The sequence below is a fragment of the Labrys neptuniae genome, from assembly GCF_040797145.1.
GTDB lineage: Bacteria > Pseudomonadota > Alphaproteobacteria > Rhizobiales > Labraceae > Labrys > Labrys neptuniae.
This window is the reverse complement of sequence record NZ_JBFNQD010000001.1, coordinates 1,522,928-1,532,873: the sequence shown is the minus strand read 5'-3', so window position 1 is coordinate 1,532,873 and position 9,946 is coordinate 1,522,928. Positions and strand designations below refer to the sequence as shown.

Genomic DNA, 9,946 nt, shown 5'->3' with positions numbered 1-9,946 from the left:
CTCGGGGCCGGGTTTCTTCAACATGACCCACTGAATCAAAAACTGCTGACTAACGCTACTGGTTTGTCAGCAGTCTGCGCGGACATCCTGTCCGCTCTTTCTCTCATCCAGGCGCAGCAGTTCCAGGAGCGGACATCGCGACATGCTCCTGCATGTCGCTGTGATGTCCGCGCTCCATTCTACCGCCTGCTGGCGTGCGCTGTGCCGAATATCCAGGCCAGGGCAATGCCGGCGATGAAGCCGATGCCGTGCGCGGTGAAACTGATCTGAGGCAGTGAAAGGTCGATCGCCGCCTGGATCAGCAGCACGATGACGATCAGGCTGAGATTGTGCCGGTCGGCGATATGGCGGGTCGCCAGGAAATCGGACAGGCGTCGCAGGGCAATGGCTCCGATCAGGGCGAAGATGGCGCCGGAAGCCCCGACCAGAACATCCGGCTGGGTGAAGCCCGCCTCGGTGAGGGCGAGCACCCCGGCCATGGAGACCAGGCCGCCGATCAGATAGATCAGGCCCATGCGCAGGCTTCCGACCGTGGCTTCGACCATGCGCCCGAGCAGGAAGAGCCCGATCATGTTGCTGATCAGGTGTTCGGGGCCGGCATGCAGGAACATGGCGCTGAGCAGGCGCCACCATTCATGATCCCGGACCACCGCGTCGGGCCATAACCCTCCGAGCCGGAACAGGTTTTCGGCATCGGTGGTGTCGCCATTCCACAGCTCGATGCCGAAGGCGGCGCAATTGGCCAGGATCAGCAGATAGGTCACGGGGGCGGCGCGCCAGCCCGTGCGGCGCAGGGGGGCGTTGCGCCGGATATGCGCCTCCAAATCATCGAGGAAGGCGGTTGCCTGTGGCGAGAGCTGGCCCTCGGCCTGGCTCGCAGGCTTGTCCAGGCGAGCGACGATCGCCTCATGCTGGGCGGGCGTCAGGGAAGCGGCAGCAAAGCCGCGCAGCAGAGGCTCGGCGAGTTCGCCCCGTGCCGCCGCCTGGAGGGCGGTCGCCTGCCAGAATGCCTTCACGGAGACCGGCATGGCGTGAAACGAGGCGAGCATCGAGTCCGTGGCCTGGACGCGCCCGCAGAAGGCGAGGAGCATCAGGGTCGACAATTGCCCGGCGCCCAGCAGGCCGCGATAACGCATGGCTGTCGCCACCATGGCTTCCAGCTGGCCGGTCTCCCCGAGGGCCCGAATCGGGAAGGCGACCGCATCTGCGCCTGCCGGCACGGGGTTTCGGGCAAGGTAATCGACGATGCCCTGCCAGTTCTGGCGCTGCCGCAGCAATTGCAGGTCGAGGATCACTTCCTGATCCGGCTTGCTGGTCTGGCGCAGCGCTTCAAGGGCATCGATACGTTCTTCGCGCGTCGATTCGGAAAGAGCCTTGAACAGACTGGCCGTGAAGCGGACTTGGCTGGTGGGCTGGACGAAGCTGGCCAGGCGGGCGAGCAGGGCGGCACGTTCGTTGCGGCCGGCCAGCAATTCGCGATTGGCCCGGTTCAGCAGCGGCCCCGGCGCAATGATCGCCAGCAAGGCGAGAGCCGCCAGGAAACCGTAACAGTCAGGCAGAAACCTGTATCCGGCGACGGCGATGGCGATCACGACCGCGTGCCCCGCCAGGTAGATCGCGATGCCTGGAAAGCGGTAGGTCCGGGTGACGAACACCTGGGCGATGGCCACGGCTGACAGGGAACCGGCGGAGAGCGCGAGGAAGGTCTGCAAATCCATGCGCCGCTTTTGCCGGAAGCGGCGCTGAGCCGCAACCTGTCACTCTCCCCCGCCTTATGCACGGTTGGGTCATGCGGCTTGCATGGCTTTTTCTTTCAATGCAGCGAGGTTCGGGGCTATAGAGGGGAAAATCGAGAGCGTTTTGCGATTTGGCGGAATCGCCAAGAATCGCAAAGACGCGTCGAACCAAAGAGTTAGAGCAAACAAGCGCTTCCGTCTAAACGCCCTTTGCTCTAGAGATCCGACAGGTTGATAATGGCCGACAAGCCGTCCGATATCGCAACGCTCAGCTTCGAAAAGGCACTTGCCGAGCTCGAGCAAATCGTGCGCAGCCTCGAAGGCGGCAATGTGCCGCTGGAGGAATCGATCACGCTGTTCGGGCGTGGCGAGCAGCTCAAGGCTCATTGCGACAAGCTTTTGAAGGTTGCAGAGGCCAAGGTCGACAAGATCCGGCTCGATGCCGAGGGCAAGCCCGCCGGGCTCGAGCCTCTACCTGAAGCCTGACAGGCGACGGCCTGCAAGGCGCCCAGCACTCCACCAGAACGGCCGTCATCGCAAAGGCGCGTCGGAACAAAGAGTTAGAGCAAAATGATGTTTCCACTTATGCGTGCTTTGCTCTAGTCTCCCCGGGTGAACAATTTGGCAAACACTTCCGCAACCCCGCTGCTCGACACCATCCATCTGCCGGCCGATCTGCGCCGCCTGCCCGAGGACAAGCTCCAGCAGGTGGCGGACGAGCTGCGCCGGGAGACCATTGACGCCGTTTCGGTGACGGGCGGCCATCTCGGTGCCGGGCTCGGCGTGGTCGAGCTGACGGTCGCCATCCATGCCGTGTTCGATACGCCGCGCGATCGCCTGATCTGGGATGTCGGCCACCAGGCCTATCCGCACAAGATCCTTACCGGGCGGCGCGATCGCATCCGTACCCTGCGCCAGGCGGACGGCCTCAGCGGCTTCACCAAACGTAGCGAGAGCGAATACGATCCCTTCGGCGCCGCGCATTCCTCGACCTCGATCTCGGCGGGCCTGGGTATGGCGGCGGCGCGCGATCTCGATGGCCGCAACAACAACGTGATCTGCGTGATCGGCGACGGCTCGATGTCGGCCGGCATGGCCTATGAGGCGATGAACAATGCCGGGGCGCTGGGCTCGCGCCTCGTCGTCATCCTCAACGACAACGACATGTCGATCGCCCCGCCCGTGGGGGCGATGTCGGCCTATCTGGCCCGGCTGGTTTCCGGCGGCACCTACAAGAATTTGCGCGATTTCGGCAAGATGCTGGCCAGGAAGCTGCCGAAATTCTTCTACGACAAGGCCAAGCGCACCGAGGAATATGCCCGCGGCTTCTGGACCGGCGGCACGCTGTTCGAGGAACTCGGCTTCTACTATATCGGGCCGATCGACGGGCATAATCTCGACCACCTCCTGCCGGTGCTCAAGAATGTGCGCGACCAGGCCGATGGGCCCGTGCTGATCCATGTCGTCACCCAGAAAGGCAAGGGTTATGGCCCGGCCGAGAACGCGCCCGACAAATATCATGGCGTGGTGAAGTTCGACGTCATCACCGGGGCGCAGGTGAAGGCCAAGGCCAATGCGCCCTCCTATACCCGCGTCTTTGCCGAAAGCCTGATCAAGGAAGCCCACAAGGACGACAAGGTCGTGGCGATCACCGCCGCCATGCCGTCCGGCACCGGGCTCGACTTGTTCGAGCAAGCCTTCCCGCAACGGCTTTACGATGTCGGCATCGCCGAGCAGCACGCCGTCACCTTCGCGGCGGGCCTTGCCAGCGAGGGCTACAAGCCGTTCTGTGCGATCTATTCCACCTTCCTGCAGCGCGGCTACGACCAGGTCGTCCACGACGTTGCCATCCAGAACCTGCCCGTGCGCTTCCCGATCGATCGTGCCGGTCTCGTTGGGGCCGACGGCGCTACCCACGCCGGCTCCTTCGACGTCGCTTTTCTTGGCTGCCTGCCCAACATGGTGGTGATGGCGGCCGCCGACGAAGCCGAGTTGGTGCATATGGTCGCAACCGCGGCCGCCTATGACGGCGGCCCTATCGCCTTCCGCTACCCGCGCGGCGAGGGGGTTGGCGTCGAGATGCCTGAAGTCGGCGTGCCCCTGCCGATCGGCAAGGGGCGCGTCCTGCGCGAGGGCAGCAATATTGCCCTGCTTTCCTTCGGTACGCGCCTGGCCGAGTGCCTCAAGGCCGCAGAAGATCTGGCGGCGCTCGGCCTGTCGGCGACCGTTGCGGATGCCCGGTTTGCCAAGCCGCTCGACGAGGAGTTGGTCCTCAGGCTCGCTCGCGAGCACGAGGTGCTGCTGACCATCGAGGAAGGCTCCGTGGGGGGCTTCGGCAGCTTCGTGGCCCAGTGCCTGGCCGAGGCAGGCGTTTTCGACAGCGGCCTGAAATTCCGCTCCCTGGTGCTGCCCGACATCTTCCTCGACCAGAACAAGCCGGAGGCGATGTATGCGCAGGCCGGGCTCGATGCCGCCGGCATCGTCACCAAGGTCCTGTCGGTGCTCGGGCGCGATGTCGTAACCGGCGCCAAGCGCGCCTGATGCGCAAGCGCGCGGACGTGCTGCTGGTCGAGCGCGGTCATTTCGACAGCCGCGCCAAGGCACAGGCCGCGATCTCCGCCGGCCTCGTGACGGCCGATGGCAAGCCGGTGCGCAAGGCGTCGGAGAGCCTGGCAGCAGAGGCTGTGATCGAAGCGCAGGCGGCCTTTCCCTTCGTGTCGCGCGGCGGGCTCAAGCTCGAACATGCCCTCGATATGTTTTCGGTGCCCGTAGAGGGGCGCGTCGCGCTCGACATCGGCGCCTCCACCGGCGGCTTCAGTGACGTGCTGCTGCGGCGGGGGGCGGCACGGGTTTATGCCGTCGATGTCGGTCATGATCAGCTTCACGCCAGCCTGCGCGGGAATGACAGGTTGATCTCGCTGGAAGGGCAGGATGCACGCAAGCTCGATCGCGGCCTGGTGCCCGACCCCGTCGACCTCGTCGTCGCCGACGTCAGCTTCATCTCGCTGGCGCTGGTTCTGCCGGCGGCGCTCGCATTGGCCGCGCCGGGTGCGGATCTTGCCGTTCTGGTCAAGCCGCAGTTCGAAGCGGGTCGCGAGCGGGTGGGCAAGGGCGGCGTGGTGAAGGACGAGGCCGTGCACGCCGAGGTCTGCGATCGTATCGCCGGCACCGTCTCGTCACTTGGCTGGAAGGTGCGCGGGGTCGTGCCGTCTCCCATCGAAGGCGGGGACGGCAACAAGGAGTTTCTGCTGTCTGCCCATAGGGTTAGTGTAGCCGGGCTCATAGATTGAATCAGAGGACTTGCGCGCCTGGATTGAGATTTTGATTCATCTCTTTCAGGCATCGCTTGATGAAGTTGAGATCGTGAATCAGCACGTTGAGACATCGCTGGAACTCAAGATCGAAAGGCTGGGGCATCGCGGTGACGGCATCGCGCCGGGCCCGGTCTTCGTGCCCTATGCCTTGCCGGGCGAGACGGTCCTGGCCGAGGTGGCCGGAGAGCGGGGGCGGCTGGTCGCCCTGCAGGAACCGAGCCCGGATCGCATCGAACCCTTCTGCCCCCATTTCACGCATTGCGGCGGCTGTGCCGTCCAGCATTTGTCGGTGCCGGCGTACCAGGCCTGGAAGCGGGGCCTGGTGGTCGAGGCACTGAAGCAGGCCGGCATCGAAGCGCCGGTCGAGCCGCTCGTCGATGCCCATGGCCGCGGCCGGCGCCGGGCAACCCTGCATGCCCGCAAGGGCAAGGTCGGCTTTGCCGAGGCCCGCTCGCATGCCATCGTCGAACTCGACGCCTGCCCGATTCTGGTGCCGGAATTGAACCGCGGCCTGGAGGCGGCGCGGGCGCTCGAAAAGCAATTGCGCGGTCTCGGCAAGCCGCTTGACCTGGTGCTGACAGCCACGATCACCGGCCTCGACTGCGACATTCGCGGCGCCGGTCGCGTCGACGACAAGATGCGGTTGAGGCTCAGCGACCTTGCCCGGCAGTTCGACCTGGCCCGGCTTTCCAACCATGGCGACGTGGTGATCGAACGCCGGGCGCCGGTAGTGCGGTTCGGGACGGTGGAGGTTTCGCCGCCGCCGGGCGCCTTCCTGCAGGCGACGGCCGAGGCAGATGCCGCCCTTACGGCCCTGGTGCGCGGGGGCCTTGCCGGTGCCAAGCGCATTGCCGATCTCTTCTCCGGCTGCGGCACCTTCGCCTTGGCGCTGGCGGACGCCATGCATGTGCAGGCTTTCGATTCGGACAAGCCGGCAATATCGGCGCTCGACCGGGCCGCTCGGCGAGCCCAGGGACTGAAGCCTGTCAGCGCCACCGTGCGCGATCTCTTTCACCGCCCCTTGCTGGCCGAGGAACTCAAGCCCTTCGATGCCGTGGTGTTCGATCCACCGCGCGCCGGTGCGGAGGCGCAGGCCAAACGCCTTGCCGCTGCCAAGCTGCGCCATATCGTCGGTGTCTCCTGCAACCCGACGACCTTTGCCCGCGATGCTGCGCTGTTGATTGCCGGTGGCTACCGGCTCGTCAGGGTGACGCCGGTCGATCAGTTCCGCCACTCCGGCCATGTCGAACTGGTCGGCGTGTTCGAGCGAAGATAGCGTTTTGCAATTGGATGGAATCGTCAGGAGCCGCAAAATGCTCCTGGCACCCGCGAGTTGATCTAGAGAATGATCTCAACCAGACCGCATTCTGCTCCAGGAAATGTCATGACTTCAGAGCCGCCTCTTCCCACTGCCCTCATCGTCATGGGCGTTTCCGGTGCTGGAAAGAGCAGCATCGGCGAGCGGCTCGGGCTCCGGCTTGGCTGGACGTTCCGCGATGGTGATTCCTTCCACCCGCCGGCCAATGTCGCCAAGATGCATGCCGGCATCCCGTTGACGGACGAGGACCGCTGGCCCTGGCTTGCGGCTATCGCCGCCTGGATCGCCGAACTGAGAGGGGCGGGGCAACACGGCGTCATCGCCTGCTCGGCACTCAAGCGCGGCTATCGCGATGCCCTGCGGAATGGGCATGTGGATGTCCGTTTCGTCTTTCTCGAAGGCAGCGCCGAAGTGATCGCGGCCCGATTGGCCAAGCGCAAGGACCATTTCATGCCGCCGAGTCTGCTCGCCAGCCAGTTCGCCACGCTGGAACCCCCGGGAGCCGACGAGGCGCCGATCCGTGTTTCGATCGAGGCGGAACCCGACGCGATCGTCGCCAATGCGCTCCGCCAGCTTGCCCGTTAAAGCGTTTTGCGATTTCTTGGAATCACCAAGAATCGCAAAGACGCGTTGAAACAAAGAGTTAGAGCAAAGCAGCGGTTATGCATAAACGCGCTTTGCTCTAGGATAAGGCAGGTTCAAGTATGACCGCGCCTTGCTCCGACTCCTTCATTTTGGCGCGTCTTTGCGATTCCGGTTGCGTTCGGCAATCGCAAAACGCCGTAGCCAGGATACCCATTCCATGTCCGCCCTGCTTTCTCCTGAACTTCTTGCCCGCTTCGCTGCTCTGGTCGGCGAGCGCTACGCCATTGCCGATGCGGATGCCCAGCAGCCTTTCCTGAAGGAATGGCGCGACCGCTATCACGGCAAGACGCCGCTGGTGCTGCTGCCAGGGACGGTGGACGAGGTTGCGGCGATCCTCAAGCTGGCCGACGAGACTGATACCCCGATCGTGCCGCAGGGCGGCAATACCGGCCTGGTCGGCGGCCAGGTTCCGCATGCGGAAGGCAATGAACTGCTGATCTCGCTCAAGCGGCTGGACAAGGTTCGTGCCGTCGACCCCGACAGCAATACCATCGATGTCGAGGCCGGCGTGACGCTGCAGCGCGTGCAGGAGGCGGCGGAGGCGGCCGGGCGTTTCTTCCCGCTCACTTTGCCCTCGGAGGGGAGCTGCACCATCGGCGGCAATATCGGCACCAATGCCGGCGGCACCGGCGTAATCGCCTATGGCAATACGCGCGATCTGGTGATGGGCCTGGAGGTCGTGCTGCCGGGCGGGCGGATCTGGCACGGCATGCGCCATCTGCGCAAGGACAACACTGGCTACGATCTGAAGAACCTCTTCATCGGCGCCGAAGGTACGCTCGGCATCGTCACCGCGGCGGTGCTGAAACTGTTTCCCAGGCCTCGCTCCGTCGGCACGGCCTTCATCGGCGTCGACAATCCGGCGGCGGCGCTGGCGCTCTTGAACGTTGCCCGGGAAAACGGCGGCGGCACCGTGACGGCTTTCGAATTGATGCCGCGCATCGGCATCGATTTCGTCATCCGCCATGTTGCCGATGCGCGCGACCCCATCGAGGGCAGCTATCCCTGGTATGTGCTGCTGGAGGTGTCAACCTCCGCGGAAGGCGGCGTGAACGAGGCGCTGGAGGCGATGCTGATGACGGCTTATGAGCGCGGTTATGCCCGCGACGCCGTGATCGCGGCCTCGCTCGACCAAGCCGCCGATTTCTGGCGCCTGCGCGAATTGCTGTCGGAAAGCCAGCGCTTCGAGGGCGGCTCGATCAAGCACGACGTCTCGGTGCCGATCCGCCTGGTTCCGGCCTTCCTCGACAAGGCCATCGCGGCCGTGGAGGCCTTCATTCCGGGTGCTCGTCCCTTGCCCTTCGGCCATCTCGGCGACGGCAATATCCACTTCAACATTTCCCAGCCGGTGGGCGGCGACAAGCAGGCTTTCCTGGATAAGTGGGAAAAGACCAACGAGATCGTCCACGCCATCGTCGCCGAGTTTCATGGTTCCATCTCGGCCGAGCACGGCATCGGCCAAGCCAAGCGCAAGCTGCTGCCCGGGGTCAAGGATCCGGTAGAGCTCGAGATGATGCGCGCCATTAAGGCGACGCTCGATCCCAAGGGCATCATGAATCCCGGCAAGGTGCTCTGACATGCGGGCGATGGTCGTCATCGGCCATCCCGCGCCGGCGAGCTTCAACCATGCCGTGGCCGAGGCGGTGCGACGGACCTGGCTGGAGGCTGGCTGCGACGTTGCCTATCACGACCTGACCGCCGAGGGCTTCGATCCGCTGCTGACCGCCGAGGAAGCTCGCGGTCGTCCGAGCGAGGATGCCCTGGTGCAGGCCCATATCGCCGAGCTGCAGTCCTGCGATCTCATGGCGGTCATCCATCCCAATTGCTGGGGCGCGCCGCCGGCGATCATGAAGGGCTGGATCGACAGGGTCTTCGCGCCCGGTGCCGCCTATACCTTCGCCAAGGGGGATGATCGGGGTGACGTGCCGCAAGGGCTCCTGCGGGCTCGTGCCGCGCTGGTGCTCAACACCGGCAATACACCTGCGGACCGGGAGCAGGCGGTTTTCGGCGATCCGCTCGATCGCATGTGGCGAGAGGGTATTTTGCGCTATTGTGGCGTCCATCATGTACGGCGTGCGCTCTATGGCGTGGTCGCCACCAGCACTGTGGCCGACCGGGCCGGCTGGCTCGCGGATGCGAAGACCCTGGCGCTGCGGGTGCGGGATCTCGCGGCGCAGGCGTGATCAGGGAGAGGACGATGCTGCAAGCTTGCCTGAACGGCAGCAGGAGCCGCGATTTCCACCCGGCACTGCCCTGCACGCCGGCCGAATTGGCGCGCGATGCCAAGGCAGCCATCGAGGCCGGTGCCGAGGAACTGCATGTCCATCCCCGGGGGCGGAATGGCGAGCAGAGCCTGGAGTCGGCCGATATCGCCGCGGCCTTGCAGGCTATCCGCATGAGCGTGCCGGACGTGCCTGTCGGCATCTCGACCCTATGGACCATTCCGCCGGTCGGCCGGGCGCGCCAGGCACCGATCCGCGAATGGCAGGTCCTGCCGGATTACGTTTCGGTCAATCTCGGCGAGGAGGACGCGCCGGAGATCATGGCGCTGATGATCCAGCGCCGCATCGGCATCGAAGCGGGCCTGGCCACGGTCGCCGACGCCTTGCGCCTGGTGGCGCTGCCTTCCGCGGAGCGCTGCCTGCGCGTCCTTGTCGAGATCGAGGAACAGGAAGCGGCGGCCGGTTTGCATGTCGCCCACGAGATCCTCGCTGTCCTCAGCCATGCCAATCTCGGCCTGCCGGTCCAGCTGCACGGCAGCGACCTGACCCAGTGGCCGATGCATGACGAAGCCGTCCGCCGGGGTCTCGACCGCCGCATCGGCCTCGAGGATGGCGCTGATCTGCCCGATGGGACCAGGGCCGCCGACAATGCCGAACTGCTGCGCACCGCGGTGGTGCTCTCGGCGCGGGCGGGTGGCTGACCGCCGGGCG

Annotated in this window: 9 protein-coding genes; 8 read left to right on the top strand and 1 reads right to left on the bottom strand. The window is 65.2% G+C overall.

The window, feature by feature from the left end:
- Nucleotides 1-179: 179 nt before the first annotated feature.
- Complete coding sequence (locus tag ABXS05_RS07370) at nucleotides 180-1,718, bottom strand: rhomboid family intramembrane serine protease (RefSeq protein ID WP_367623410.1); 1,539 nt, start codon at nucleotides 1,716-1,718, stop codon at nucleotides 180-182.
- Between the two features lie 255 nt (nucleotides 1,719-1,973).
- Between ABXS05_RS07370 and ABXS05_RS07365 the strand changes: the two genes are divergently transcribed.
- The 8 genes from ABXS05_RS07365 (at nucleotide 1,974) to ABXS05_RS07330 (ending at nucleotide 9,936) form a co-directional block, all read left to right on the top strand.
- The gene (locus ABXS05_RS07365; RefSeq protein ID WP_068284665.1) at nucleotides 1,974-2,222 is read left to right on the top strand and encodes an exodeoxyribonuclease VII small subunit; all 249 of its coding nucleotides are present in this window, start codon (nucleotides 1,974-1,976) and stop codon (nucleotides 2,220-2,222) included.
- Nucleotides 2,223-2,357: 135 nt separating this feature from the next.
- Nucleotides 2,358-4,277 carry a 1-deoxy-D-xylulose-5-phosphate synthase gene (gene dxs, locus ABXS05_RS07360; RefSeq protein WP_367623409.1) on the top strand — a complete coding sequence of 640 codons (1,920 nt, stop codon included), beginning with the start codon at nucleotides 2,358-2,360 and terminating at the stop codon, nucleotides 4,275-4,277.
- Nucleotides 4,277-5,026, top strand: a complete 750-nt coding sequence (locus tag ABXS05_RS07355) for a TlyA family RNA methyltransferase (protein ID WP_367623408.1) — start codon at nucleotides 4,277-4,279, stop codon at nucleotides 5,024-5,026. Before dxs ends, ABXS05_RS07355 begins: the two co-directional genes overlap by 1 nt.
- Before the next feature lie 73 nt (nucleotides 5,027-5,099).
- Nucleotides 5,100-6,326 (top strand): class I SAM-dependent RNA methyltransferase, encoded by a 1,227-nt coding sequence (locus tag ABXS05_RS07350; RefSeq protein ID WP_367623407.1) that lies wholly within the window; start codon nucleotides 5,100-5,102, stop codon nucleotides 6,324-6,326.
- A 108-nt stretch (nucleotides 6,327-6,434) separates the two neighbouring features.
- The gene (locus ABXS05_RS07345) at nucleotides 6,435-6,953 is read left to right on the top strand and encodes a gluconokinase (RefSeq protein WP_367623406.1); all 519 of its coding nucleotides are present in this window, start codon (nucleotides 6,435-6,437) and stop codon (nucleotides 6,951-6,953) included.
- Between the two features lie 217 nt (nucleotides 6,954-7,170).
- Complete coding sequence (locus tag ABXS05_RS07340; protein WP_311942257.1) at nucleotides 7,171-8,589, top strand: FAD-binding oxidoreductase; 1,419 nt, start codon at nucleotides 7,171-7,173, stop codon at nucleotides 8,587-8,589.
- Nucleotide 8,590: 1 nt separating this feature from the next.
- Nucleotides 8,591-9,196 carry an NAD(P)H-dependent oxidoreductase gene (locus ABXS05_RS07335; protein WP_367623405.1) on the top strand — a complete coding sequence of 202 codons (606 nt, stop codon included), beginning with the start codon at nucleotides 8,591-8,593 and terminating at the stop codon, nucleotides 9,194-9,196.
- A gap of 14 nt (nucleotides 9,197-9,210) precedes the next feature.
- Nucleotides 9,211-9,936, top strand: coding sequence for a 3-keto-5-aminohexanoate cleavage protein (locus ABXS05_RS07330; protein ID WP_367623404.1), 726 nt, complete (start codon nucleotides 9,211-9,213; stop codon nucleotides 9,934-9,936).
- Nucleotides 9,937-9,946 lie beyond the last annotated feature (10 nt).

Bases quoted from the DNA above. Each gene is read 5' to 3' on its own strand.
- ABXS05_RS07370 (WP_367623410.1), bottom strand. From the start codon at position 1,718: ATGGATTTGCAGACCTTCCTCGCGCTCTCCGCCGGTTCCCTGTCAGCC.
- ABXS05_RS07365 (WP_068284665.1), top strand. From the start codon at position 1,974: ATGGCCGACAAGCCGTCCGATATCGCAACGCTCAGCTTCGAAAAGGCA.
- ABXS05_RS07355 (WP_367623408.1), top strand. From the start codon at position 4,277: ATGCGCAAGCGCGCGGACGTGCTGCTGGTCGAGCGCGGTCATTTCGAC.
- ABXS05_RS07345 (WP_367623406.1), top strand. From the start codon at position 6,435: ATGACTTCAGAGCCGCCTCTTCCCACTGCCCTCATCGTCATGGGCGTT.
- ABXS05_RS07340 (WP_311942257.1), top strand. From the start codon at position 7,171: ATGTCCGCCCTGCTTTCTCCTGAACTTCTTGCCCGCTTCGCTGCTCTG.
- ABXS05_RS07335 (WP_367623405.1), top strand. From the start codon at position 8,591: ATGCGGGCGATGGTCGTCATCGGCCATCCCGCGCCGGCGAGCTTCAAC.
- ABXS05_RS07330 (WP_367623404.1), top strand. From the start codon at position 9,211: ATGCTGCAAGCTTGCCTGAACGGCAGCAGGAGCCGCGATTTCCACCCG.